The sequence below is a fragment of the Cryobacterium sp. 10I1 genome, assembly GCF_035019805.1.
GTDB classification, from domain to species: domain Bacteria; phylum Actinomycetota; class Actinomycetes; order Actinomycetales; family Microbacteriaceae; genus Cryobacterium; species Cryobacterium glucosi.
This window is the reverse complement of sequence record NZ_JASJVF010000001.1, coordinates 1-24,048: the sequence shown is the minus strand read 5'-3', so window position 1 is coordinate 24,048 and position 24,048 is coordinate 1. Positions and strand designations below refer to the sequence as shown.

Sequence of the window (24,048 nt, the reverse complement as noted above, 5' to 3'; positions counted from 1 at the left end):
CATTCCTATCCCTGTCCAACTCAGTCCCACTCACATTTGTCAGCAGCACACACACCGAACCGGAGAACACACCATGACCAACAACGTCCCCCAGACCAACCCAGCTGGCGTTCCCGCCGGACAGAAGGAACAGACAGTCAATACCTACGCCGCGCCGACAACCCAAGGCACGCCCGGCGGTTACACGCCGGCACCCACCCCCGGAAAATCCTTCGTCGTCACCTGGCTCTTCGCCTGGCTGCTCGGCGGGCTCGGCATCGACCGCTTCTACCTCGGCAAGATCGGCACCGGCCTACTCAAACTGGTTACCTTCGGCGGCTTCGGCGTCTGGTGGCTCGTGGACCTGATCCTTGTGCTCGCGGGAGCTCAGCGCGACAAGCAGGGCCACTCGCTAGTCGGCTACCGGGAACACCGAAAGATCGCCCTGATCATCACGGCCGCCGGCATCCTGCTCTCGATCATCACCTCGACTGTCAACGCGGCCAACGCGGGCAAGTCTGCGACAACGGTGTCCGTCAGCGCCCCCAGCGCGGCACCGACCGCCAGTGCTGCACCGACGCCCCTCGCGACTGCAACACCGACGCCGGTTGCAACCGTGCCACCCGCACCGGTGGAGGCGACTGCGCCGGTCCAGGAGACGACCGTACCTGCGCCTGCCGTACCGGTTGCGGCTGCTCCGGCTCCTGCGGTGCCCGCCGCGTACAAGTCCGCGTTGGCCAAGGCCACGAGCTACTCGAAGACGATGCATATGAGTAAGGCGGGAATCTACGATCAGCTCACATCGGAGTTTGGCGAGCAATTCCCGCCGGAGGCGGCTCAATACGCGGTGGATAATGTCCAGGCCGACTGGAACGCGAACGCTCTCGCCAAGGCGAAGTCGTACCAGGATCAAATGTCCATGTCGCCCGAGGCGATTCGTGATCAGCTCTCCAGCGCTTACGGCGAAAAGTTCACAGCTGATGAAGCTGACTACGCTGTCCAGCATTTGAACGGCTAGGCGGTCGATCAACGCGAGGACGACGCTCGCTCTCGGGGGCCTCGCGTCCCGGGTCCAGACAAATTCCACTACCAGATCCCTCGCAGCGTCAGGCCGCTGCTTCATCTATTGCGGTTCTGCCCACTTCGTCCGAAGGATTGGAAGCCATCACGCCAGGCACCCCGACGAGCATTGCGTTCGTCGGGGTGTCCTGCTGTCCTGCCGAAGCAACTCGGCCGGCTATTCACCGGTCACCGTTGAATGGCATAGTCCCTGACTAGCGTGGGGCGTTAGTTGCGGCGGAGTAGGGCGACGAGGGCGGGGAAGGGAGCGAGGCTCTCGGCGAGGCGGTCGACGATCTTCGGGTCGGGCTTGCTCTGGAAAACGCGGTTGATGCGGGAGAGCTGGGTGTCGGTAAGGCTGATGGTGTCACCGGTGTTGGGGTTGCAGCCGAGGGCGATGCCGGTTCCGAAGAGCACGGCGGGGGTGCCGAGGGCGTGGGCGACGATGGTGAGGTAGAGGTTCAGTGGGGATCCGTTGATGGCGCCTTCGTCGTCGACGAAGAGGTCGATGTCTCCGTCGAGGCGGACGACGTCGAAGTAGTCGCAGGGGATGCTGCGCTGGAGGGCTTCGACGTTGTTGGGGTCGGGCTGGATGTGGACGTGCTGGATCTGCTCGTGGGTGATGCGCAGGGCCCGGAGCGGGGTCTTGGGTGTGGTGGTCATTGGTCTCTCCTTCTCGATCGACTGGTTTTTTTGCCTTCCGGCGAGAGAATCGATAGCGAGCGGGAGTGGTGGAGTGCCCAGAATTTGGGGCGAAATAAGGGAGCGTGCGACCGCGTCCGAAAATCTGGGCACGGAGCCACGGAGCGAGCTACGGTCGACAGCCGGAAAGGTCAAAAAAGCCTCACCAGCACAGTGCCGCGTAGCGGCTCCACCCAGCACTGGCATGAGGCCCTTCGTCCTGGGCATGAGCGCCTCCTTCCTCGAGCGATGCGAACGGATCATGCGATGGGTTGTGCGTTTCAGAGCAGATTGAGCGGGTCGGTTATGTAGACGACGTCGACGTGGAGGTGGTCGCAGCTGTCGTCGAGCCTCAGCTGAATCGACCGACGATTCGTCCGGATCGAGGAGTCTCCATCAACTGCTGGATGAGGCCGGGAGGGAACACCCCAAAGATGGGCTCAATTCGTGCTCCCACCCTCCTCAAACAGGAATGAGATGCACCTTCGAAGCTAGTGTGTCGAGAGGGGCACTAGCTCTCCACGCGACGAGCGCGGGACCGGGATGCAAGTTGGCGCACGATGAAAATGGGGGGGTCGAAACCTTGAACGACAGCGTTCGGGGTACCGAGATAGCTTTGGCGGTTCCGGTCAGGGGCTTTAACCCAAGGCCCGAGTCTGGTTGGCCGTGGTTCCTTACCGAATACGAAGTCAACTATGTCGAGCGATTCAATGTTCGACCTATGCGCGACCAACTATGGGCAGACGAAGCTGCTGCGGACGCAAGGCTGGATCTTGAGGCCGAGGGAGTGCGCTCCCACCCACGCGCCAAGCTCAAGGCGCCGCGTCAGCCGACGAGGTTGCGACGACATGTCAGGCATCCCTGGATCGTCATAACGATCGCAGCCCTGCTGGTAGGCGCAGCCGCGTATTACGGATATCGAAGCCAGCTCAACATGGAACTCGTTCACAAGCTGACCTCCGAGGTCAGCACGTGGGACGCTCATTGATATCGCCGGACGAAGGAGTTCGAACTTCGGTTCAGGAAGCTCCTCGATCAAAGGAGCCGAAAAAGCGATTAGGCCTGTCTGCGACCTGGGCGACCGTGATGATTCTGATACCGGGCCTCTTACTCGGAGGGAGCATCGGCTTCAACCAATACACGGCCTCACAGGTCGCGACCGCCCAGTCTGACGTTGACCAAGCGCAAGTAGCTGCCCACCAGCGCAGCGCCAAAGCCGCGGCCTCACTCCAGGCTCGTCAAGCCGCCAACGCAGCCGCCGCCACGGCATCAGCTGCACAGAAGTCGCAAGACGACGCGATGAAGGACCAGGGTTATTCCCCCGCATCCAAGGACTTGTACTTCCGATTCGCGCCCGACAAGAATTTCACCTGCGGCAGCGTTCCGTGCGCGGCGGTCTACATCTACACGTTTGCCGCTTGTGCCTCTGGCGTCTACATCGCCGCAAGCATCATGGACGGGTCGTCGTCAGTTGGGTTCACGAACAAGATAACTGGCGCGCTCTCCGCAGCCAGTGACGCAAGCGCGATGTTGGAAAACTATCTTGGCTACGGAACGTCATTCAAGATAACCGACGTGCACTGCATGGGCTGACTCAAAGTCGGGGAGCAGAGTGCGAGCAAGGACCTCGACAGCCAGCCCACAGCCTTGGCCGACTGACTATGGGGAAGGCTATACCGAAAGATCGCGATTGCCCGTCGGAACACGCTTTTGCGTCCGCAGCGCCATGCATAGCGTTCGTGCTTGTAGAGCAAGAGTACTGATGCTCCGCGGGCGGGAGTGAGGCCGCAATGCAGCGTCCACACGACATGGGTCTGAATGATCTTGCCGGAGTAGGACGGAGTGACCTCTTGACTCGATACCCGGCGTCATCCCAGGGCTCAGTCAGGTCGCCAATTCGGACCTCGGCACCGAGGAGGCGACGAGTGCGTTCCGTGCTTCAACAATGCAGCGGACGTCCTTAGTGTTTCCAAGGTTCGTCATTCGACGCTGGAGCTGCCTCTAGCGGAGTTGATCCACTTTCGGGATAGCGAAGCTGTAGGCCGGTTTGAGTTGCTGGGCCGATAGAGTCCGAATCATGACTTGGGATACTTTATCGATCGTCGGCCTCTATGTTGGCTCCGCCGTGTTGCCAGCCATTGGCCTGTGGGGCCTGTATCGCACTGCTGTTGGCGATACGAGAACATACGAGGTCGCTCCAACGTCAGCCAACGGAGAAGGGACAACCTTCGGACAAATGAATGTTCTTGTCGATTTTCTAAGCCGCGCGGCACTTGGCCGGCCACAAGCTGCGATCAGGGACTTTGTCTTCATCGGTTCAGGTCTGTTACTCGGGGCTGTAGCAAGTATCTGGTCCGTCGTACGGCCCTTTTGACTGCGGGCTCCGCCTACTTGACGGAGTAGAGATAATTTGGACACGGACCGAGGGTTGATTTCACGCTGAGGTCCAGCCCGGTGGTTGCGCAGCGGCGGAGCGGGGAGCGAAGCGGACCGCGCCGCCTTGCCTGCAGAAATCCGACGCGAATGAAATTCTCAGTAGAATCGCCCTGACCCGGAGTCGGTTGCCGCCGCATCTGGCTACGATCAGACCGTGGAACCTAACGTTGGGGCGGATTCTCTGCCAGAGCTGGGCGGTCTCGGAGAGATCGACGAATTGCGCTGGGTACAGCACGGGGAACGGTCCCTGTATGAGAATAAGTGGGTGCGTCTGACGCTTGCCGACGTGACACCTCCCGACGGCAACCGGTTCGAACACCACGTCGTCCGCTTGCAGCGCGTGGTCATGGTCGCGGTCGTTGACGACATCGACCGCGTTCTGCTTCTCTGGCGGCATCGTTTCGTACCGGATTCCTGGGGCTGGGAACTTCCTGGCGGGATCGCAGAGGCCGGTGAGAGCGATGATCGAACTGCCATTCGGGAAGTCGTTGAAGAGACTGGCTGGAAGCCGCTGACGTTGGAACGGTTGGCAGAGTTTCAGCCGATGCCTGGGATGGTCGACAGCCCGCACGTCATCTTCACGGCCTATGGAGCTGAGCATGTCGGCGAGCCCACGGATGCCGAAGAAGCGTCGATCGTTAAATGGGTGCCGCTGACAGAAGTTGCATCCCTCCTATCGGCGGGGTTGATCGCCGGTGCTGGGTCGATCGTCGGGTTGCTCCAATTGTTGGCCTCGAGGACTGGGTAGTTCGATTGCCGCAAGGCGATTGAGAAGCCGCTGCGACCCGACTTCGCGAGCAAGCTCTTTGGCGAGCCGGATGTGTTGCCTCGACTCATCACGTTGACCTGCAGCGGCCAAGGCTCGCGCAAGATCAGCGTGAACGGCGCACCGCGCGCGAACGAAGTCCGGATCGAGGTCGACGAGCACGTTCCTGAGATCGTCAATCGCAGCCGGGTCGCCCAGCTGTGACAATGCACTGCCCCTCCATCGAGTCAGGTGAGTGACATCCAGCGTTAGAAACGGTAGTTCGAAGTCCACCGGATCAGCGGGAAGAATCTTGAAGGCCTGCTCGAATGCGCGTCGGGCTGGTTCGGCAGCGCCTTCGGCCGCCAGGAACTCCCCCTCCGCTGCAAGCAGCCATGCACGCAACATCGGAGGAAGCGGCGCAAGTGCCGAGGCGTACGCGATCAGTTCGCGGGCTTTCGTCGGTCGGCCCAACTCGAGCAGCGCATAGGCCTGTTCGCCGATGGCGTGCGCGAGCAGTGCGGGTTGGTTCCCCTCAAGACCCGCGAGGCGAGCAGTCGTGAAGTGATCCCATGCGCGCTTCGCGGCGCCTGAGTCAAGGGCCTGCCATCCGGCCAGGGCCGCAGCGTCAGCAAGGACACGGGCCAGCGCTTCCCGCTGGCCGGCAGCGACGGAATGTGCGAGCAACCCCTTAAGCATGTCGACGTGCGCGGTCATCTGATCGAGCATGATCGCAGCGCCAAAGCGTCGGTCTTGCAGCCTGAAGTAGTGCGTCTGGGTTTTCATGAGGGTGACGAGAGCGCTGTCGACTCGTTCGGCGCTAAGCACGCGAGCCGACAGCTCTGCAAAGGCATCGACGGATCCGAGCGCCGGGTCGCCATTTGAGAAGCCGAGTTCAACATCCGTGAGGCCGTACATCTCGCGAAGGACTCGACGGTTGGCCGCGTCCGGTGTTCGCTTCCCGTTCTCCCAGCGGGAGAAAGCCGTTCGAACGGAGCCGAACTCGCCGGCCGATATGCCGAGGCGCTCGGAGATCCGGATAAACGTATTCGCCGCGGCGTCTTGACTCCAACCCCGTGCCTGGCGCGCGCCGCGCAAGGCGGGACCAGCACCTGTTGGGACCGCGGCGGGAGCGACCATGATCGTTCATCATGCCCTGATCAAGGCGGAATTCAAGGGTTACTCGAAGAGACGGTTGCGTCAGCCCCCGTCAACCAGCGTCACTTATCTTCATTCCTCCGTGGCGATTTGCTTCAGGTATGGCCCGCTCCGAGGCCACACATCGAGGAGGAGAAACACACATGAAGCTCATGATCAATACGGAGGGCGTTGCCTTCTTCTGCACTCGCGCGCCGGAAGCGCGGACAGACCGCGAGAGCGGGGCCGCTCGCTTGGACCGCGAAACCGGGCTGCCCCTGTGGCAGGTGCAGGTGGCGGCACTCGACTCGACGGGCGGTGAGGTCTTGGCGATCACCGTCGTCGGACAGCCCGCCGTCGCGGTGGGGTCGGCCGTAGCTGTGGACAACCTGGTTGCGATCCCGTGGACCCAGGGCGACAGGTCCGGTGTTGCATACCGGGCATCCGCGCTGCGAACAGCCAGCGGCGCAATTCCGGGAGCTCACTCCGCGACGGGTGCCGAACGCCCGGCAGGTACCACCGGAAACCCGGCCGGCAAGCCAGGCGCGTAGTCCAGACGCAGGCTCGCTCAGCTCACCCCATCGAGCTGAGCGGGCCTGCAACCAAACTGTAGGGAGGTCCAAAGTGGTACGAAGCGAAAACAGTCAGCCGCCACTCGTCGCGACCGGCATCCTGGACGCTCTGATCGTCGCCGTGGTTCAGCTCACCTGGCTGGCTATCCGCACCGTGGCACGCCTGACGTGGTGGTCCCTTCTTTTCCCGATCCTCAGCGTCCCGATTCTCCTATCCGTGTGGGTATTCACCAAGGGTGGCTGGCAGCAGGGTTCCGCCCTCGCCCTGACTTTCGTTGCTGCGCTCGTGCTGTGGCGAATCTTCCGACCGTTGTCCTTTCGAGCCTGGATCACCGGCCGCATGTGGAAGCGGCGCCGCCGGTTTCACTACCTGCGCCGGTGGCCGAGCGTGTGCGCTCTGCACGGTCTGACGGCCGGTCTCGATGGCACCGTGCTGGTTCCGGTGCTCGGCAAGGTCGAGGTGGGCTATGACCGAGATAAATTGACGGTCAATATCCTGATCGGCCAGACATTTAGCGACTGGTCCTCACGATCCGAATCGCTCGCCTACGCCTTCGGGGCCATGGCCGTGCACATCGAACCGATCGCGCCGGGCTGGATCGTGATCACCGTGCAGCACTCCGACGTCCTCGCGACTCCCCTGATCACGCCCGCGCCAACGGAGCCCACCGACCTGCGGCACGTCCGGGTCGGTCTGCGCGACGATGGCTTGAGTTGGAATCTTGGGATCCAAGGGCACCACATGCTGGTCGCGGGCGCCACCGGTGCCGGCAAAGGCAGCGTTGTCTGGTCGGTGATCTGCGGCCTGGCGCCCGCGATTCGAGACGGGCTGGTCGCCCTCTGGGTCGTCGACCCCAAGGGCGGAATGGAGTTCGCCGCCGGCGAAGCCCTTTTCACCCGTTTCAGTCATGACACCGGAGAGAACACCCTCGCACTCCTCCGGGACGCCTGCTCGATTCTCGTAGCTCGCGCGAACCGACTTCGCGGGGTGACCCGTCAGCACGTCCCCACAGTCGAGGAACCACTGATCGTGATCGTCATCGACGAGCTCGCGACACTTACCGAGTATCTGACCGACAGGAAGCTTAAGGCGGAGATCGAGCAGTTACTCGGTCTCATCCTGTCGCAGGGCCGCGCCGTCGGGGTAACCGTCATCGCTTGCGTTCAAGATCCGAGCAAGCAGGTGCTGTCGCTCAGGCAGCTCTTCCCAATCCGGATCGGCCTGCGTTTGACCGAGGGCATTCAAGTGGGGATGGTCCTCGGAACCGGCGCACGCGAGCGCGGCGCGCTGTGCGATCTGATCAGTGATCAGACCCCCGGTGTCGGCTACGTCTCCGAAGACGGAAAAGCACGGATTAGCCGCGTACGCGCGTTTCACGTCACCGACACCGACATTGCTATTCTCGCGGCGACGTACCGCGCGCCGGAACCACACACCGACGAAGGGTCCGCATAGTGATTGCCCGATCTGGCACGTTCGACCAACGACTGCTCCAAGTGGACGACTACGAAATCGCCGAGATCATTGCCCGCGCGTCCTCGATCGGTTACGACCGATGGTGGGCCCGCGTGGCGGCGGCAGGCTACTGCGCCTCACCGATTCACCTCACACGTAGCGACGAGACGGGTAGCGCGAAGATTCTGGTCCGCTGCAAGAACCGGCGCCAAGCCGTCTGCCCGTCGTGCTCGGATCTCTATGCCGGCGACACTTGGCACCTCGTGCATGCGGGACTCGGTGGTGGCCAGGACGTCCCCCAGTCCGTGTCAGTTCATCCGAAGGTCTTCGTCACTCTCACGGCACCAAGCTTCGGCGCCGTCCACTCCGCGGGGCCGCTAACGTGCACACCGACGAAAGACGATGGGTTCTCGCGCCCTCGTCAATGTCGACACGGGCGGCCGATGGAATGCCACAGGGTCCACGACGGTGCAGACGAGCTCATTGGACAGCCGATCTGCCCGGACTGCTATGACTATGTCGGTCACGTGCTCTTCACTTGGCACGCACCGGAGCTGTGGGCGCGGTTCACACTGACTTTGCGCCGGATGTTGCGGCGGGAGTTGGTATCGCGCGGCGAATCTCCGAAAGCTTTGCGGGTTTCGTTCGTCAAAGTTGTGGAGATGCAGCGTCGGGGTGCACCGCATTTCCATTCGGTCATTCGGCTCGACTCGGCGGACGTGCCCTCTAAGGAGCCACCTCAACCGCCTGTCACGACGATCACGGCGGATGTTCTCGCCGGGTTGGCACGCCAAGCCGCGATCTCAACGCACATCGAGGTGCCTGGCTCTGACGGCGACGTTATTGCGCTTGTATTCGGCAGTCAGATGGACGCGCAGTGTCTCCCGACGCCGGACGAGACCAACGAGACCGCGTCCTCTTTCAATAATGGCGGGTCCACCGCCAGCGGTCGCCGTGTTGCCGGTTACCTCGCCAAGTACGTCACGAAGTCCGTTGCAGACTTCGGCTTGGCACCACGACGAATCAGTCGATACGCGATTGAGCATCTGCAAGTCTCTGACCATTTCCGCAACTTGCTTCGGACGATCGTTCTGATCGCCGCCGATCCTGAGCGCGAGCGCATGCTCGACTGGCTTCACGCACTCGGCTACCGCGGTCACATCACGACGAAGTCGCGCAGTTACTCCACGACAATGACTGCCCTGCGGGCACGCCGGTCCGAGTACAGGAAGCAGAGTCAAAGCCATAGATATGACGCCCCCCTCTTAGGGGCAATGGGCGTCACTACTGCAGCACCCCAGCAGCCGGCACAGCGCGACTCCGAGTGGCAGTACGAGAAGCATGGTCTCGCGACAAGCGGCGAGCGTTTGCTGGCTGTCTCCGCGGCCGTCCGCGAACGTGAGGCACGATGGGCGGCTCGCCAACTATCCGATTCCGCAGGAGGACCAGAAATATGAGCGATGAATCCGGCGAGGTGGCATTTGAACCAATCGCCGTCGATACGGGCACTGCCGCGCGACTACTCGGGTTGAGCCCGTCAACGGTCCGGGCGTACATGCGTCGCGGAGACCTGCTCCCCCGCTATTCAGGGCGGAAGCCGATCTTCACGATCGACGAGCTGAGGAAGTTCGTTGAGACGCTGCCAGACGAGCCGAGGCGATTGTAACCGCTGGGTGGCATCCTCGGTCCCTAGTCGCTCCGAGTCAGCTCCGACGCCTCGTTTCGCAAGACGATGTCATATTCGTCTCCCGTCAATGGGAGCCCGTCTGAAACTAAGCCGCGGTCGTTAGGCGGGGGTCCAAACCTAGGTCCGGCTAGATACCGCCCAAAAATCGTCGAGACTCCGAGGTTCCTTTATCCATGATTTCTTCTGTTCTTCTCCGACGTCTATTGCACCTAAGTGGATAAGTAGGCCTGCCAGCAACTCGGCGCCAGTCCAGCGCCGATATATGTCGAGTTCCTGAACTTGATCAGGCTGGGAGCCACCGGAAATCCGGGCCGTTTCAAGATAAAAATCTACCCACTGCAGGCACTCGGCCTCAAGGATATGTGTGAAGTGCAACAGCGCTACGTTGCCCTGGGCATCTGAGAGTTGTTGCATATGTTGCCGGAGGGCCGCTGTCCCGCGGCCGAGCGCGTCGACGACTCGTGGTTCCGTGTGCATAGCGCGGGGAACGCTGCCGCCTGGCACGAAAGGCGATGGTGGAAATGGCGTCCACCCTTCTGGAAGGAAGGGCGAAGGCGACTGTTCCAAGTCTTGTTGGACGATATCGAACATGTCTGACGCAACCACGGCATGGCGAACGGCCGACATCTGCGCCCCGACTCGGTTCTCTTTGATGTGCGGGTCGCGGGGTACCAGATAGTTCAGAATCTTCCAGGCATCGTGAGTAACCGCCGTCACGAGGAACGCGATCAGAGGTTGCCGGCGTGCTGCCTCAGCGCGGTCCACAAAGTAATCAACGAGAAAGAGGGCGACAAGCGTCGTGAGCGGCAAACCGATAGTTCCAGATAAGACTCCGGCAGTCAGCGCGTGGTCTTGCATCCACGCCGGGATCAGGCCATCCAGCAGGAGAGCGACAGCAATTCCAGCCGCTGCCAGAAGTGCAAGGAAGGAGATGAGCCTTACGGTCAGTTTGTTCATGATCGTCTCTGTGAGCTATATGCATTCTTCAGGTCTGCCGGAGGGCTCCTCAGCCTACAACTCGGCTCGTGTTGCTGGCGCCCGGCAGGTTAGGCCTTGCGATTCTTGGAAAGGTACACCGCCAGCAATCGCCTCCGCCACGTGCGAGATTCGTAGGTGGCGGTGTACACCTACGAGTCGATTGACGGACTGACCGCCCGCTGTCGTGCAGTACCTAGACTAGTTGAATGCGGTGATAGCGCCCCGGCGAAGTGGGTGCCCAAGCGGTCCATGGCATCCCTGGCAGCAGCACTCGAAACGTGTTGGTAGCGGCGAGTGATCTCGTCGGAGGCGTGACCGACGATCTCTCCGATGATGCGGGCGTCGACGCCCAGCTCCATAAGAACCGTCGCCGTTGTGTGCCGTGCCCAATGTGTCGTCGGCGCGGGTGGCGTTCCCTCGGCCTGGTCCTTGAGTGGCTTCGCCTGCTCAGCGGTGATCACGCCGGCGGCCAAAAGGAGGTCTCGCCATTCCTCGCTGTCCTGGCCCGACGTGATCGGAGAACCGTCGGGGTTGCGCCAGATGAGACCGTGCGGGTTTGGCCGATCCGCGGTCGCAGCGAGATAGCGACGGAGTGCTTCGACGAGCTGGGGAATCAAGGGGAAAGTCCGAGGTTTCCCGGACTTCGGCCGCACGAGACAAAGGCGTCCGTCGAGTTGTCGGTACTCAAGGCCATCGGCCAAGATCAATCGACGCTTCGGGCAAGATCCGCCGCGTTTGACAGCGCACTTGCCGCCGCAGCCATGTTCAAACCGTGCTTCCGTCAATGACCACTGAATTGTGAACAAGCCCTTGTCTAGGTCGAGACTGTCGAGGGTGGCCCCGAGGCGCTCCCCTTGCCGCACGCCACCGAGCAGGGCTGTCCACCATCGGGTCCCATCGGTTCGCACGCTTGCTGCCGCGAGGATCTTGATCGCGTCCTGAGTCGGCAAGGCGTCCCGGCTCGAGATCGCGGCCCGCGGCGCATCGACGTCGGCGACGACATTACGGCCGACGATGCCGTCGCGGCGGGCCGATTCGAACATGGCTGACATGATGTTATGCGCCTTCAGCGCTGTCGACGACGAGCGGCCCGCCTGCGCAATCCGCTGGTAGACCTCGCGCACGTCGGAAGGCTTCACAAGGGACATCCGCTTCTTGCCGATCACGGGGACGATCCAGCTGCGTGTCACCGACTCATAGGCGGCGAACGGCTTCGGCTTGAGCTTGGGCCGACAGACAGTTTCAAGCCAATGGCTCGCCCACTGCTCTACGGTTCGCCGTCGATCCAGTGGCGCGCCATAGATCTTGATCTCCTCCTTGAGCTCGTTCAGCTTGTCGCGGGCGCCGCGCTGAGTGCGCGAGGTGACCGTCTCCTGCTTCCGTCGTCCATCGGGAGTAAAGCCGATGTCGATGACGCCGCGCCAGAGATTCTTCGATGGGATGTAGAACAGAGCACCGTCGCCAGGCGATCGCTTCTTAGGCATGAGCCGTGCGATTCGGTACACACATAAGTACACACATGGGTACACACATAGGTACACACATACACCTGATATCAGGTGACGACTAGTGATGACGAGGAAATGCGCTTCACCAGTCTTTTACTGGCATCGAAGGCTATTTCAGTGTGCCCCTGGAGGGATTCGAACCCCCAACCGTTTCCTTAGGACGGAACTGCTCTTCCGTTGAGCTACAGAGGCTGGCTGTCAAAGTTTAGCTGGTGCGAGCCCGATCAGGATCACGCGGGCGGGTATAGGAACAGCGCGACGTCGCTCGGCGAGACCGTGCGCTTGTGATACGCGTGGCTGCCCATCCAGTTGTACTCCTCGAGCACGACGGATCCGTCACCGCCGATCGACTGCACATAAGCGACATGGTTGTAGTTGAACCAGGCGACCGCGCCGACGACGGGTGTCTTGCTCGTGGTCCAGCCGTGGTTGGACCACGCACTCGCCCAGGCGCTCGCGTTGCCGCCGCCGGGGGTCAGGCTGTTCCAGGTCCAGCGCCAGGAAGAGCCGGTCGAACCGGCGTCGCGGTTCAGGCGCCAGGCCACGAAGTCGACACACTCGCGGTAGTAGTAACTGAGCGGGGATAGGCCGCCACCCTGCGACTCGGTGGGCATGTTGTACCAGGGGTAGTCATCACCCTCCGCACGCACGCCGTAGACGGCGAAGGCCGCCGCAGCGGCACGGGCGGTCGCCACCTGCTGGGCAGCGAGGGCCTTCTTGGCCGCGAGCGCCTGCGCCGCGAGCTGCTCTTTCGTGGTGGCAGCGAAGCCGTCACGCGAAACAGTGACCGCGGTCGCCGCTGCTGCGACGGTGAGGCCCTGCACGGTCTTGTTCCCCGACGAGTGCGTTGCGCTCGTCATGTCACCGGCTGCGCGCGGAGTGAAGGCGTACGCGGGCAATGCCGCGGTGAGGAAGATGGCCGGGATGGCGAACACGGCGATCGCGATCTTGACCGGATGCCGCCGCTTGCGTGGGAAACGACCGACCGGCTTCGCGGGCGAGGCCGAAAAACGGCTACGCGGCCTCACTGCGGGAACGACGACGGGTTCGGGCTTCGGTGCCAGGAATTGCTCCGTGGCCGGGCTCAAAGCCGGGAGCGCGTCGCGCTTGGCCCGGAGTTCGCGACGAGTGAGAAAGACCTCGGGGCTCGCTTCGGAATCGGACACGCCAGACTCGGGCAACAGGATTCCTCTGGATCGTGGCGTATCAATCGGGTTCATCCCACCCTAGGGGAAACCGTCGAAGAAGTCACCCCCGGCGTTACACATCCGTTACATTGCCTGATCAGGCGGCAGGCGCAAGATACTCGTCCCATTGCGGCAATGGTCGCTCGACTCCGCGCACGACCCAGCTGGACCCGATCGGGATCTTCGGATGGAAGAGCAGATCCCAGCCCATCTCGGCGGGAGTGCGATCGCTCTTGATGTTGTTGCAGCGCAGGCAGCAGGCCACGAGGTTGTCCCAGCTGTCCCGGCCACCGCGGGAACGGGGCTGCACGTGGTCGATCGTATTCGCAGTCCGGCCGCAGTACGCGCAGCGATGGTCATCCCTGCGGAGTACGCCGCGCCGGCTCACCGGCAGCGAACGGGAGCGCGGGAGATGCACGTACCGCGTGAGGATGATCACGCTCGGTCGATCCCACGAGCCTGTCGTCGCCCAGACCGGGTGGGCCTGGTCGGCGGCCACGATGGTGGCCTTCTGATTCATGACCAGCACGATGGCCCGTTTGAACGAGACCACGGCGAGGGGCTCGTAGCCCGCGTTCAGAACAAGTGTGCGCATTCGTTCCCTTTCGAAAAGGGCTGGACGGCTTCCAGCCATTCGATCTACTCCCTCGCACCGAGAGTCAGGGGCAAACGGGCAAACAAAAAGGGCGCTGTCACAATGACAACGCCCTACGGTCTGAAACGCGAGAACACGCACAACTCAGACAAGTTTGACTGCCGTGCCGCAACGCAAAGCGGCAGCGCACATCCATGGTGTGGATCGTGCATCGCTCGCGCATTGGCTCTCCCAAAAGACTCGCAGTACTACAGAGCATCAGGTTAACGCACAAGCGACACGCCGCGCAGCACCCCACAACACTTCGTGGGCAAGCTGTTACGCATTGTTCACATCGTTGCCGCCCGGCGAGGCCCCGTCACGGCCGCGCCGGGCCCGTCGGAGCGACTCAGATCCCGAGGCGGACGATGTAGTACGAGCTCGTCCAGATGGGCTGCACCCTCACGGAAGCCCCCTCATAGGGCGCGTGCAGAATGTTGCCATTGCCGGCGTAGATGCCGTCGTGACCGTCCATGATGACAAGGTCACCCGGCTGCGCATCGGCGAGGGAGATGCGGGTGCCCGCGGCGCCCTGGCCTGCTGCCGAATGCGGCAGGCTGATCCCGAACTGGGCGTAGACGTACATGACGAAGCCCGAGCAGTCGAAACCGGCGGGGGTCGACCCACCGTAGACATAGGGAACACCCTGGTACTGCAGGCCGACGTTATAGACGGATGCGAGGCTGAACGTCGGGTAGGACGGGTTCGCCAGGAAGTCGGAGACCGACGGCCCCGAATACGCGGCCGCATACGTCGTCATGGAGGCGGCCGCGGCGACGCGGCGCGCTTCGGCTGCTGCTGCGGCGGCCGCAGATGCTGCTGCTGCCTTGGCCGCGGCGATCTCTTCCGGCGTCGTGGCGCTGAAGCCGTCGCGGGCGACGCTGACGGTCGAGGCCTGGTCGGCGACGGTGAGCGACTGGGCGCCCGACCGCGTGAGGGCCGTGGATGCCGTCGTGCCGTGCGCGATATCCGTGCCGGGAGAACTCGGCGCGAACGCGTATGCGGGGATCGCCATGGTGGCGACGAGTCCGCCGGCCAGGGTCATCATCACGACGTTGGCGATGGCGCCGCGCCGGCGTGACGGGCGGGTGAAGATCCCGCGCGCGGGGGCCTCTTCACGCTGCGCCGGCGTCGGGGCCGGCCGTGCGGGTGTCGGGGCAGAACCTCGACGGGACAGTCTTCTACCTAATTCTTCGGCCAAAGTGTGTACCTCCGGCGCCTCGACAACACTAGGTAGTTGCCCCGTCCAATGCGTTGGTCGCATGTGTTACCGAACCAGGAGACGGGAAGAGAGACGTCCTGCTTCGAGCCCGGCGGCCGGTTCTGGCCTGTGGGACTCGTCCGACAGTACGTGAGGTTTCTCCGTTTGTCACCCCTTGGTGACGATTTAGTAACGAACGCGTAACGAAAGGGTCATCTTTCGACCGACGACAACCCGGCATCCGTTCGGATTTTGCCCCGCGAAACGGGCGGTTAGAGAGCGGCGACCGGGGTAGCCACGAAGATGTGGCTCGCGACTTCATTGGGCAGTTCGAGACCCTCAGCGAACCCCGCGACCTCGACGAGAACGTAGGAGCCGAGTGCCGAGAAAACCGCCGAATTGCCCGGCATCACGCCGGCGTTCTTGAGCTGGGCGAGGAGTTCCGGGTCGAACTGCACCGGTTCGCCGAGGCGGCGGATGACGGCGGTCACCGGGGTCGTCGACCCCGCGACGACCTCGACGAGGTTCGTGACTCCCGCCATGAATGCGACGGCGGGCGAGTCGCCCAGTTCGTCGAGCCCAGGGATCGGGTTGCCATACGGTGACTCGGTGGGATGCCCGAGCATCTCCAGGATCTTGCGCTCGACCTGTTCGCTCATGACGTGTTCCCAGCGGCAGGCTTCGTCGTGGACGAACTCCCATTCGAGGCCGATCACGTCGCTCAGCAGGCGCTCGGCGAGGCGGTGCTTGCGCATGACATGCACGGCCTTACGGCGCCCGTTGATCGTGAGTTCGAGGTGGCGGTCGCCGGACACGACGACGAGCCCATCCCTCTCCATGCGCGCGACGGTCTGCGAGACGGTCGGGCCGGAATGGCCCAGTCGTTCGGAGATCCGGGCCCGGAGGGGGACGATCCCCTCCTCCTCCAGATCGAGGATGGTGCGGAGATACATTTCGGTCGTGTCGATCAGATCAGTCATCGCCGGCCTCCCAGTGCCTCCGTGTGCGTCACAACCTTATCGCCGTGTTAGGGGTCGTTAGAATCGCCTCATGTCGAATCTGATAATTCCCTCCGAACTCTTGCCCGTTGACGGACGATTTGGCTGCGGCCCGTCCAAAGTCCGTCAGGAACAGCTTGAGTACCTCCTTAAATCTGGCACGTCCATTATCGGTACCTCCCATCGTCAGGCGCCGGTGAAGAACCTGGTCGGCCGGGTCCGAACCGGCCTGGCGGAGCTGCTCCGCGCTCCGGAAGGCTACGAAGTCGTCCTCGGCAACGGCGGGTCCACCGCCTTCTGGGATGCAGCCGCGTTCTCCCTTATTTCCAAGAAGGCCCAGAACCTCGTCTTCGGCGAGTTCGGCGGCAAGTTCGCTGCCGCGGCGAGCGCACCGTTCCTCGAAGCACCCGACGTGATCAAGGCCCCGGCGGGCTCGCGCAGCGAGGCCGTTCCGACCGAGGGCGTCGACGTGTACGCCTGGCCGCAGAACGAGACCTCGACCGGTGTGATGGCGCCCGTCACCCGCGTGCACGGCGACGCCGGAGCGCTGACCGTCATCGACGCCACGAGCGCCGCCGCCGGCATCGACTACGCCGCCGACCAGGCGGATGCGTATTACTTCGCCCCGCAGAAGAACCTCGCCTCCGACGGCGGCCTCTGGATGGCGCTCTTCTCCCCCGCGGCCATCGAGCGCGTCGAGCAGATCGCCGCGAGCGGCCGGTACATCCCGGAGTTCCTCAGCCTGAAGAACGCGATCGACAACTCGCGCCTCAACCAGACCCTGAACACGCCGGCCGTGGCCACCCTGCTCCTGATCGAGAACCAGCTCGACTGGATCAACGGCAATGGCGGCCTCGCCTGGGCCTCCGCACGCACCCGCGAGTCCTCCTCGGTGCTCTACGACTGGGCAGCGACCGTTGACTACGCGACGCCGTACGTCGTCAACCCCGACCACCGTTCGCAGGTTGTCGCGACGATCGACTTCGACGACGCGATCGATGCCTCCGCCGTAGCCAAGGCGCTGCGCGCGAACGGCATCTCCGACACCGAGCCCTACCGCAAGCTCGGCCGCAACCAGCTGCGCGTCGCGACGTTCACGGCGATCGAGCCGAACGACGTACGCCAGCTCGTCAAGTCCATCGAATTCGTCGTCGCCAACCTGGGCAAATAGCGGTCCTCGTGCGCCTCTGGCTGAGAGACAGCGAGCGCCGGCCCGATCCTGAGCCGGCGAAAGCGGATGCGCGCACGCCGATCCTGATCGGAGCACTCGCCTGGCTCGTGGCCGCGGGTCTCGCCCTGGCTTTCCAGGGTGAGCTCGCGGCCCGCGGGCTCGGCTGGTGGCTGTGGTGCGCGGTGGCCGGGGTCGGTCTCGGCGTCGCCGGGCTGGTCTGGCTGCGCCTGAGGCGCCGGTAGCGCGTCAGACGCTATTCGTCTTCGTCGATGTCGTCCGGGTCGATGTCATCGTCTTCTTCTTCGTCATCATCGTCGTCGTCTGCGTCGTCGTCATCGGTGTCGTCGTCATCGGTGTCGTCGTCATCGTCATCGTCATCGGTGTCGTCGTCGAGAGCGTCGGCGGCCGCGGTCGCAGCGACCAGGTCCTGGGCCGTGCGGTAGTCGGCGAGGCGATCGGACCACGGGATCCACTCGGGTGCGACGAGGGCCTCGTCCCCCGGCGTGAGCTCGGTCTCGAGCACCTGCGGCAGGGATTCCCCGTCGATGCGCGAGAGCGTGACGGTCCAGCGCCAGCCCGGATACCCGGTCATGGTGCAGTCGAAGAGCAGCGACACGACCCGGTCACCCTCGACGACGTGTCCGAGGGGGTCGCCGATGGTGTCTTCCGGCGTGAAGGTGAGGAGGGCGGCCCTGGCCACCTCGACAGCAGCGACGAGTGTCTCGTCGGTGGGAACGGCATCCGCTGCCGTCGACTCGGCGTCGTCGGCCACGGCGTCATCGGCGACGGCGTCGACAGCCGGTACGTCGAGTGTGGTGTCTTGGATCTGCTCAGGCATCGAGTTCCTCTGCGACCTTGCGAAGCATGGCGGCGATCTTGTGGCTGTGGGCGCTATCGGGGTAACGGCCGCGACGCAGGCTCGCACCGATGCCGTCGAGCACCTTGACGAGGTCCTCGATGATGATGGCCATGTCGTCGGCGGGCTTGCGGCTGAGCTTGACGAGGCTCGGCGGCGCTTCGATGATGCGCACGGACAGCGCCTGGGCGCCGCGCTTGCCATCGGCGATGCCGAATTCGAGCTTCGTTCCTGGCTTGACCGTCACTCCGGTGGGCAGCGCAGAAGCGTGGAGAAAAACCTCCTGGCCGTCATCGGAACTGATGAAGCCAAAACCCTTCTCCTCGTCGTAGAACTTGACCTTGCCGGTGGGCATCTGGACCTCGCTGAATTCCGGGCGCGCGACATGCGCGCCAACCGCACCCAGCTTATTCGGTTGCACTCGTCCCCGCCCCGTATCCTTGACACTGTGACCAATCAAACTCCACACGCCGCCGGCCGGCCGGAACGCATCCTCGCCTATATGGTCGCCGCCACCGTCGGCCTGTCGATCCTCGCGTTCTTCGCCGTCATCATCGGCACCTGGCTCGGCGCCGGCGCCAACAACGGCTTCGGCGAGGGTGTCTGGCCCGCGATCCTCGCGCTCCCGCTTGTCGGACTGCCGATTGGATTCATCCTGATTATCGTTCTCCTGGTGACGACCACCGTCCGCCGCGCTCGCGAGGCACGACAGAACGGGGAGTAACGCCGTGCTGACGCTCGCCTCACGCCTTCGTGCCCTCGACGACGCGGCGTTGCGCCGCACGATCGAGATCCGCGCGATCTCAGCCCACGGCATCCGTGATTTCTTCGACCTCGCCGAAGCCCTGCTGAATCCGGCCGCGGTCCAGGCAGCCCTCTCCCGGCTCGACCGGTCGACTCTGGCCGTGCTTGCGATCACCGCCACCGAGGCGCCCGCCGAACCGACCGAGCCGACGGGTGTGCCCGGCGCGTCCCTCGGCCTCGATGCGCTCACTTCCCGCCTCACCGAGCTCGGCGGCCTGCCCGTCACCCGAGCGGATGTCGCCGCGCGCGCAGCCGTGCTCGACGAACTGATGCTCGCACTCCTGTCCGACGACGGCCTCAGGGTATATCCGGCGGTCGCCGAGCACCTGGCCACCTGGCCCGACCTCGGCCTGCCGTCCGCCCTCGAACTCGCATCGACACCCGCGCCCTCCGCACTCGCTACCGTGATCACGACCGACAGCCGCTTCACCGACCGCCTCGCCGCCGAACGTGCCTTCGCGGCGGTCTCCTCAATCGCAGAGCTCGTCACCGAACTCTCCCGGGAGCCCGTGCGCGAGCTCAGCCGGGGCGGACTCGGCCTGCCGGACACCAAGCGCCTCTCGTCCGTCATGGGCATCGATATCGACGCCGTCGCCACCTACGTCGCGACAGCAGCCAGGGCGCAGCTCATCGCGCACTCGACCGGGTACTGGAACGAGACGGAGGCCGGCGAGGCCTGGCTCCTCGAGGGCACTGCGCACCGCTGGGCGGCCCTGGCCGGCTCCTGGCAGGCGGCACTGCCCGCCGACGTGCGCAGCATCCTCGCGCACCGCCCCGGCGTCTCCTGGGGCGAGGGACTTCGCAGCTTCGTGACCTGGCTCTACCCAGCAGGCGGCGAGTGGATGGACACCCGCGTCACCGAGTTCGCCCGCGACGCCGAGCTGATCGGCATCACCGCTCACCAGACCACGAGCCCGGCCGGTGCCGCTGTCCTGGCCGAAGACCTCGAGGGCGCCATCGCCACGATCGGGGCGTCCCTGCCTGCAGAAGTCGGCGCCGTCTACCTGCAGAACGACCTCTCGATCGTCTCCCCAGGCCCCCTGGCTCCCTCGATCGACGCCCGGCTCCGCGGCCTCGCCGACGTCGAGAGCCGCGAACTGGCCCTCAGCTACCGAATCTCGGCGACCTCGGTCAACCGGGCACTCGCCGCGGGTGAAACCGCCGAGTCACTCCTCGACTTCCTGCGCACGATCTCACTCACCGGTATCCCCCAGCCCATCGAGTACCTGATCCGGGAGTCCGCAGGCCGGTATGGACGGATCCGGGTCGGCGAGGTGGCCGCACCGACCGCGCTCAGCCGGAGCTACGTCCGCTCGGACGACGATGAACTCCTCGGCACCCTCGCCGTCGACCAGACCCTCGGCCCGCTCGGACTCGTCCGCGCGGACGCCCACCGCCTCACGAGCCGCTTCACCTCGGACGTCGTGTTCTGGGCGCTCAACGACGCCAAGTACCCGGTCGCAGCGGAGAGCTCCGACGGAGAGGTCCTGCACCTCCGCAGGCACCAGCTCGCCAGGGTCCTCCCCCCTGAGGCCCCTGACCTTGCACTCATCCTGGTCGAAAAGCTCCGTGCCACGGACGGCGGCGAAGACGTCGCCGCCGACGCCTGGCTCGCCCGCCAACTCGATTCGGCGATCAAGTCCAAGCAGACCGTCATCGTCAGCATTGCGATGCCGGGCGGGGTCGTCGTCGACTACCTGCTCGAACCGGCCAGTGTCGGAGGAGGCCGATTCCGCGCCAGGGACCGCCGTGCCGACATCGAACGCACTCTGCCGCTCTCGAGCATCATCAGCATCACACCCGCCCCATAAGCGGGGGTGGGCCGATGGGAGGCTCCCAGCCATGCGGGCGTAGGATTAACGGCTATGTCTGATGGCCCACTGATTGTCCAGAGCGACCGCACGGTTCTGCTCGAAGTCGCCCACCCCCTCGCCGAAGATGCGCGCCACGACCTCGCCGTGTTCGCCGAGCTGGAACGGGCCCCTGAGCACATCCACACCTACCGGATTACCCGGCTCGGACTCTGGAACGCCCGCGCGGCGGGACATGCGGCCTCGGACATGCTCGGGACCCTCGAGAAGTATTCCAAGTTCGCGATCCCGCAGACCGTGCGGATCGACATCGAGGAGACCGTCGGGCGCTACGGCCGCCTGATCATCGAGCGCGACGACGAGGGCCAGCTCGTGCTGCAGAGCAACGACCGGGCCGTGCTGATGGAGATCTCCGGCGCCAAGCGGATCGCCCCCCTGCTGATCGGCCACCCGACCCCGGATTCCTTTCTCGTCGAACCCTGGGCCCGCGGTCAACTCAAGCAGGAACTCGTCAAGCTCGGCTGGCCGGCCGAGGACCTCGCCGGCTACACGCCGGGAACCCCGCACGACATCGCGCTGCTCGAGAACGGCTGGGCGCTGCGCGACTACCAGAACAAGGCCGTCGCGAGCTTCTTCGACGGCGGTTCCGGCGTCGTCGTCCTGCCCTGCGGAGCGGGCAAGACCCTCGTCGGCGCCGGCGCGATGGCGACGGCGAAGACCAACACGCTCATCCTCGTGACCAACACCGTCTCGGCCAGGCAGTGGCGCGACGAGCTCCTCAAACGCACGACCCTCACCCAGGACGAGATCGGCGAGTACTCGGGGCAGGTCAAAGAAGTCAAGCCCGTCACGATCGCGACGTACCAGATCCTCACCGCGAAGCGGAAGGGCGAGTACGCCCACCTCGAACTCCTCGACGCGATGGACTGGGGCCTCGTCATCTACGACGAGGTGCACCTCCTTCCCGCGCCGGTATTCAAGCTCACGGCCGAACTGCAGGCCCGCCGCCGCCTCGGCCTCACCGCGACGCTCGTCCGCGAGGACGGCCGCGAGGGCGACGTGTTCAGCCTGATCGGCCCCAAGCGTTTCGACGCACCGTGGAAGGAGATCGAGGCCCAGGGCTTCATCTCCCCCGCCTCCTGCTACGAGGTACGGATCGACCTGCCGCAGTCCGAGCGGCTCACCTATGCCGCCGCAGCGGACGACGAGCGATACCGGCTCGCCGCGACCGCCCCGGCCAAGCTCGACGTGGTCAAGCGTCTCGTCGCCAAGCACCCCGGCGAACGCATCCTCGTGATCGGCCAGTACCTCGACCAGATCGACGAACTCGCCGACGCCCTCAACGCGCCGAAACTCACCGGGGCGACCCCCGTCGACGAACGCGAACGGCTCTACCAGGCTTTCCGGGTCGGCGAGGAGAACCTGCTCGTCGTCTCCAAGGTCGCGAACTTCTCCGTCGACCTGCCCGAGGCGACCGTGGCCATCCAGGTCTCCGGGTCGTTCGGCTCGCGCCAGGAGGAGGCGCAGCGGCTCGGCCGGTTGCTCCGTCCCAAGGAGTCCGGCCTCGCCGCCAACTTCTACACGCTCGTCGCCCGCGACACCGTCGACCAGGACTTCGCACAGAACCGCCAGCGCTTCCTCGCGGAGCAGGGGTACAGCTACACCATTCTCGACGCGAACAACCTCGACACCGACGCCCTGGTCGACGAGGCCGCAGCAGGCATCCGCTGACCTGCCCTGACCGATCCGACGGAATCGGTCAGGGCGACGGGCGCGTGTAGCGCAGGAAGAGCATGTCTCCGGCAGTGAGCACGTGGCCGAGACGCATCGGGCGTGACGCGGCCGCGGCACTGTGCGCGATACGGCCAGAGGTGCCTGCCTCGAGAACCGGGCTCAGGCTCAGGCAGAGTTCGTCAACGGCATCGGCCGTGAGCAGCGCCCCGAACAGGCTCGGGCCGCCCTCACAGAGCACCTGGCGCAGGCCCCGCGCGGCAAGCTCGCGGAGCGCGAGCGGGAGATCGATCGTCGCCGCCCCGCAAACGAGCACGTCGGCCACGGCCTCGAGGTCGGCGCGCTTGTCGGCAGGTGACCCCGCGTGCGTGATGACGATCGGGCGCGTCGCGGCGTCCGTGAACAGCGGATGCCCGGCCTCGAGATCCAGGCGCCCGCTCACGACCGCGATCCGCGGCTGCGGCGGGAGCCCGTGCGCGACGCGCCAGGCCTCGGCTGCGGCATCCAGGCGGATGCCACCGTAGCCCTCGGCGCGGACCGTTCCGGCGCCGACCAGGATCACGTCGGTGAGGGTCCGGAGCGTGTCGAAGACGAGCTTGTCGTCGGCATTGTTCAGGCCACCGCTCAGGCCGTCGTGGGTCGCGGCGCCGTCGAGGCTCGCGATGAAGTTCACCCGCAGCCGCGCGGCGGTCCTGTCCTCGATGCGGTAGGCGTCGAGGAGACCCGCCTGGCTGAAGTCGGTCATCGTTCAGGCCAGGTTGTGGCGCTCGTACGCCGGTTCGCGGAAGCCCAGGATCGCCTCGGTCATCCGAACGGCGTCCACGGCGGCGCGCACGTTGTGCATCCGCACGATCCGGGCGCCCTGCATGATGCTGAACACGGCGGCGGCGAGGGAGCCCTCGACACGTTCGTCACGGGCGCGGCCGAGGGTCTCGCCGATGAAGTCCTTGTTGGAGACCGCGACGAGGGTCGGGTAGCCGAGCGCGGCGATCTCGGGGAGGCGCCGGGTGAGCTCGAGCGAATGCCGGGTGTTCTTGTTGAGGTCATGGCCGGGATCGATGATGATCCGCTCTGCGGGGATCCCCCGGGAGAGGGCCAGCTCGGTGCGCTCACGCAGGAACGCGGCGACCTCGCCAACGACGTCGCCGTAGCGCGGGGCCGGGTGCGGCATCCGCGGGCGAGCGAGGCTGTGCGTCACGACGAGGGTCGCGTCGCTGTCCGCGACGATGTCCGCCATCAGCGGGTCGTGGATGCCGGTGGTGTCGTTGATGACGTCGGCGCCTGCCGCGAGCGCCGCCCGTGCGACGGCCGGCTGGAAAGTGTCGACGGAGATGACCGCGCCGGCGCCGCGCAAGGCCAGGACGACCGGGACGACACGGTCGATCTCCTGTTCGACGGGGACGGGCGGGCCGGGCGC

General features: G+C 64.7%; 25 protein-coding genes and 1 tRNA gene. 13 read left to right on the top strand and 13 right to left on the bottom strand.

Annotated elements, in window-relative coordinates; genetic code table 11:
- The first annotated feature begins 73 nt into the window (after positions 1 to 73).
- Entirely contained in the window at positions 74 to 997 is a 924-nt protein-coding gene (locus tag QN345_RS00130) for an Ltp family lipoprotein (protein ID WP_322188352.1), read from the top strand.
- A 269-nt stretch (positions 998 to 1,266) separates the two neighbouring features.
- On the opposite strand, the gene QN345_RS00125 is transcribed toward QN345_RS00130, so the two are convergent.
- Positions 1,267 to 1,701 (bottom strand): DUF3846 domain-containing protein, encoded by a 435-nt coding sequence (locus QN345_RS00125; RefSeq protein WP_322188354.1) that lies wholly within the window; start codon positions 1,699 to 1,701, stop codon positions 1,267 to 1,269.
- Positions 1,702 to 2,805: 1,104 nt separating this feature from the next.
- Here QN345_RS00125 and QN345_RS00120 point away from each other — a divergent pair.
- The 3 genes from QN345_RS00120 to QN345_RS00110 all read left to right on the top strand — a co-directional run bounded on the left by QN345_RS00120 (position 2,806) and on the right by QN345_RS00110 (position 4,903).
- Positions 2,806 to 3,312 (top strand): hypothetical protein, encoded by a 507-nt coding sequence (locus tag QN345_RS00120; protein ID WP_322188356.1) that lies wholly within the window; start codon positions 2,806 to 2,808, stop codon positions 3,310 to 3,312.
- A 484-nt stretch (positions 3,313 to 3,796) separates the two neighbouring features.
- A complete protein-coding gene (locus QN345_RS00115) occupies positions 3,797 to 4,093 on the top strand; it encodes a hypothetical protein (RefSeq protein WP_134564062.1) in 297 nt (98 codons plus the stop codon).
- A gap of 216 nt (positions 4,094 to 4,309) precedes the next feature.
- Positions 4,310 to 4,903 carry an NUDIX hydrolase gene (locus QN345_RS00110; protein ID WP_322188358.1) on the top strand — a complete coding sequence of 198 codons (594 nt, stop codon included), beginning with the start codon at positions 4,310 to 4,312 and terminating at the stop codon, positions 4,901 to 4,903.
- Here QN345_RS00110 and QN345_RS00105 read toward each other — a convergent pair.
- The gene (locus QN345_RS00105) at positions 4,829 to 6,040 is read right to left on the bottom strand and encodes a helix-turn-helix transcriptional regulator (RefSeq protein ID WP_322188360.1); all 1,212 of its coding nucleotides are present in this window, start codon (positions 6,038 to 6,040) and stop codon (positions 4,829 to 4,831) included. The genes QN345_RS00110 and QN345_RS00105 overlap by 75 nt on opposite strands.
- Positions 6,041 to 6,201: 161 nt before the next feature.
- Here QN345_RS00105 and QN345_RS00100 point away from each other — a divergent pair, with 161 nt between their 5' ends.
- The 4 genes from QN345_RS00100 to QN345_RS00085 all read left to right on the top strand — a co-directional run bounded on the left by QN345_RS00100 (position 6,202) and on the right by QN345_RS00085 (position 9,731).
- Entirely contained in the window at positions 6,202 to 6,588 is a 387-nt protein-coding gene (locus QN345_RS00100) for a hypothetical protein (RefSeq protein ID WP_322188362.1), read from the top strand.
- Between the two features lie 73 nt (positions 6,589 to 6,661).
- Positions 6,662 to 8,065 (top strand): FtsK/SpoIIIE domain-containing protein, encoded by a 1,404-nt coding sequence (locus QN345_RS00095; protein ID WP_322188364.1) that lies wholly within the window; start codon positions 6,662 to 6,664, stop codon positions 8,063 to 8,065.
- A 41-nt stretch (positions 8,066 to 8,106) separates the two neighbouring features.
- On the top strand, positions 8,107 to 9,522 hold the full coding sequence (locus QN345_RS00090) for a replication initiator (protein WP_322188366.1): 1,416 nt from the start codon (positions 8,107 to 8,109) through the stop codon (positions 9,520 to 9,522).
- Entirely contained in the window at positions 9,519 to 9,731 is a 213-nt protein-coding gene (locus QN345_RS00085; protein ID WP_322188368.1) for a helix-turn-helix domain-containing protein, read from the top strand. Before QN345_RS00090 ends, QN345_RS00085 begins: the two co-directional genes overlap by 4 nt.
- Positions 9,732 to 9,869: 138 nt before the next feature.
- Here QN345_RS00085 and QN345_RS00080 read toward each other — a convergent pair whose 3' ends face one another.
- The 7 genes from QN345_RS00080 to QN345_RS00050 all read right to left on the bottom strand — a co-directional run bounded on the left by QN345_RS00080 (position 9,870) and on the right by QN345_RS00050 (position 16,240).
- Positions 9,870 to 10,709 (bottom strand): hypothetical protein, encoded by an 840-nt coding sequence (locus QN345_RS00080; protein WP_322188370.1) that lies wholly within the window; start codon positions 10,707 to 10,709, stop codon positions 9,870 to 9,872.
- 170 nt (positions 10,710 to 10,879) lie between these two features.
- Entirely contained in the window at positions 10,880 to 12,214 is a 1,335-nt protein-coding gene (locus QN345_RS00075; protein ID WP_322188372.1) for a site-specific integrase, read from the bottom strand.
- A gap of 144 nt (positions 12,215 to 12,358) precedes the next feature.
- Positions 12,359 to 12,430 (bottom strand) — tRNA-Arg (locus QN345_RS00070).
- 38 nt (positions 12,431 to 12,468) lie between these two features.
- The gene (locus QN345_RS00065) at positions 12,469 to 13,404 is read right to left on the bottom strand and encodes a CHAP domain-containing protein (RefSeq protein ID WP_322137252.1); all 936 of its coding nucleotides are present in this window, start codon (positions 13,402 to 13,404) and stop codon (positions 12,469 to 12,471) included.
- Between the two features lie 118 nt (positions 13,405 to 13,522).
- Positions 13,523 to 14,020, bottom strand: a complete 498-nt coding sequence (locus QN345_RS00060; RefSeq protein ID WP_134450064.1) for an HNH endonuclease — start codon at positions 14,018 to 14,020, stop codon at positions 13,523 to 13,525.
- A 388-nt stretch (positions 14,021 to 14,408) separates the two neighbouring features.
- The gene (locus tag QN345_RS00055; protein ID WP_322137251.1) at positions 14,409 to 15,260 is read right to left on the bottom strand and encodes a C40 family peptidase; all 852 of its coding nucleotides are present in this window, start codon (positions 15,258 to 15,260) and stop codon (positions 14,409 to 14,411) included.
- Positions 15,261 to 15,532: 272 nt separating this feature from the next.
- On the bottom strand, positions 15,533 to 16,240 hold the full coding sequence (locus tag QN345_RS00050; RefSeq protein ID WP_134450063.1) for a metal-dependent transcriptional regulator: 708 nt from the start codon (positions 16,238 to 16,240) through the stop codon (positions 15,533 to 15,535).
- Positions 16,241 to 16,310: 70 nt separating this feature from the next.
- Between QN345_RS00050 and serC the strand changes: the two genes are divergently transcribed.
- Complete coding sequence (gene serC / locus QN345_RS00045) at positions 16,311 to 17,429, top strand: phosphoserine transaminase (protein ID WP_322140969.1); 1,119 nt, start codon at positions 16,311 to 16,313, stop codon at positions 17,427 to 17,429.
- Between the two features lie 8 nt (positions 17,430 to 17,437).
- A complete protein-coding gene (locus QN345_RS00040) occupies positions 17,438 to 17,671 on the top strand; it encodes a DUF2530 domain-containing protein (RefSeq protein WP_322137249.1) in 234 nt (77 codons plus the stop codon).
- A gap of 11 nt (positions 17,672 to 17,682) precedes the next feature.
- Here QN345_RS00040 and QN345_RS00035 read toward each other — a convergent pair whose 3' ends face one another.
- Positions 17,683 to 18,267 carry a DUF3027 domain-containing protein gene (locus QN345_RS00035; protein ID WP_323508272.1) on the bottom strand — a complete coding sequence of 195 codons (585 nt, stop codon included), beginning with the start codon at positions 18,265 to 18,267 and terminating at the stop codon, positions 17,683 to 17,685.
- Positions 18,260 to 18,640: a cold-shock protein gene (locus QN345_RS00030; RefSeq protein ID WP_134450059.1), complete on the bottom strand. Its 381-nt coding sequence runs from the start codon at positions 18,638 to 18,640 to the stop codon at positions 18,260 to 18,262. The genes QN345_RS00035 and QN345_RS00030 overlap by 8 nt, the downstream gene beginning before the upstream one ends.
- Positions 18,641 to 18,733: 93 nt before the next feature.
- On the opposite strand from QN345_RS00030, the gene QN345_RS00025 reads away from it, so the two are divergent.
- The 3 genes from QN345_RS00025 to QN345_RS00015 are packed head-to-tail and all read left to right on the top strand — an operon-like array spanning position 18,734 to position 22,631.
- Positions 18,734 to 19,009 carry a hypothetical protein gene (locus QN345_RS00025; protein WP_134450058.1) on the top strand — a complete coding sequence of 92 codons (276 nt, stop codon included), beginning with the start codon at positions 18,734 to 18,736 and terminating at the stop codon, positions 19,007 to 19,009.
- Between the two features lie 4 nt (positions 19,010 to 19,013).
- A complete protein-coding gene (locus QN345_RS00020) occupies positions 19,014 to 20,900 on the top strand; it encodes a helicase-associated domain-containing protein (protein WP_322140970.1) in 1,887 nt (628 codons plus the stop codon).
- A gap of 54 nt (positions 20,901 to 20,954) precedes the next feature.
- Positions 20,955 to 22,631, top strand: a complete 1,677-nt coding sequence (locus QN345_RS00015) for a DNA repair helicase XPB (protein ID WP_134450056.1) — start codon at positions 20,955 to 20,957, stop codon at positions 22,629 to 22,631.
- A 28-nt stretch (positions 22,632 to 22,659) separates the two neighbouring features.
- Here QN345_RS00015 and QN345_RS00010 read toward each other — a convergent pair whose 3' ends face one another.
- Both QN345_RS00010 and folP read right to left on the bottom strand, forming a co-directional pair.
- On the bottom strand, positions 22,660 to 23,376 hold the full coding sequence (locus QN345_RS00010; RefSeq protein WP_322137245.1) for a pyrimidine reductase family protein: 717 nt from the start codon (positions 23,374 to 23,376) through the stop codon (positions 22,660 to 22,662).
- 3 nt (positions 23,377 to 23,379) lie between these two features.
- The coding region (folP, locus tag QN345_RS00005; protein ID WP_323508271.1) for a dihydropteroate synthase at positions 23,380 to 24,048 on the bottom strand (669 nt) is incomplete at its 5' end.

Coding starts and splice junctions, on each gene's coding strand:
- QN345_RS00105 (WP_322188360.1), bottom strand. CDS start 6,040: ATGGTCGCTCCCGCCGCGGTCCCAACAGGTGCTGGTCCCGCCTTGCGC.
- QN345_RS00075 (WP_322188372.1), bottom strand. CDS start 12,214: ATGCCTAAGAAGCGATCGCCTGGCGACGGTGCTCTGTTCTACATCCCA.
- QN345_RS00030 (WP_134450059.1), bottom strand. CDS start 18,640: ATGCCCACCGGCAAGGTCAAGTTCTACGACGAGGAGAAGGGTTTTGGC.
- QN345_RS00015 (WP_134450056.1), top strand. CDS start 20,955: ATGTCTGATGGCCCACTGATTGTCCAGAGCGACCGCACGGTTCTGCTC.
- QN345_RS00120 (WP_322188356.1), top strand. CDS start 2,806: ATGATTCTGATACCGGGCCTCTTACTCGGAGGGAGCATCGGCTTCAAC.
- QN345_RS00050 (WP_134450063.1), bottom strand. CDS start 16,240: ATGACTGATCTGATCGACACGACCGAAATGTATCTCCGCACCATCCTC.
- QN345_RS00130 (WP_322188352.1), top strand. CDS start 74: ATGACCAACAACGTCCCCCAGACCAACCCAGCTGGCGTTCCCGCCGGA.
- QN345_RS00060 (WP_134450064.1), bottom strand. CDS start 14,020: ATGCGCACACTTGTTCTGAACGCGGGCTACGAGCCCCTCGCCGTGGTC.
- serC (WP_322140969.1), top strand. CDS start 16,311: ATGTCGAATCTGATAATTCCCTCCGAACTCTTGCCCGTTGACGGACGA.
- QN345_RS00035 (WP_323508272.1), bottom strand. CDS start 18,267: ATGCCTGAGCAGATCCAAGACACCACACTCGACGTACCGGCTGTCGAC.
- QN345_RS00125 (WP_322188354.1), bottom strand. CDS start 1,701: ATGACCACCACACCCAAGACCCCGCTCCGGGCCCTGCGCATCACCCAC.
- QN345_RS00080 (WP_322188370.1), bottom strand. CDS start 10,709: ATGAACAAACTGACCGTAAGGCTCATCTCCTTCCTTGCACTTCTGGCA.
- QN345_RS00100 (WP_322188362.1), top strand. CDS start 6,202: ATGAAGCTCATGATCAATACGGAGGGCGTTGCCTTCTTCTGCACTCGC.
- QN345_RS00115 (WP_134564062.1), top strand. CDS start 3,797: ATGACTTGGGATACTTTATCGATCGTCGGCCTCTATGTTGGCTCCGCC.
- QN345_RS00085 (WP_322188368.1), top strand. CDS start 9,519: ATGAGCGATGAATCCGGCGAGGTGGCATTTGAACCAATCGCCGTCGAT.
- QN345_RS00010 (WP_322137245.1), bottom strand. CDS start 23,376: ATGACCGACTTCAGCCAGGCGGGTCTCCTCGACGCCTACCGCATCGAG.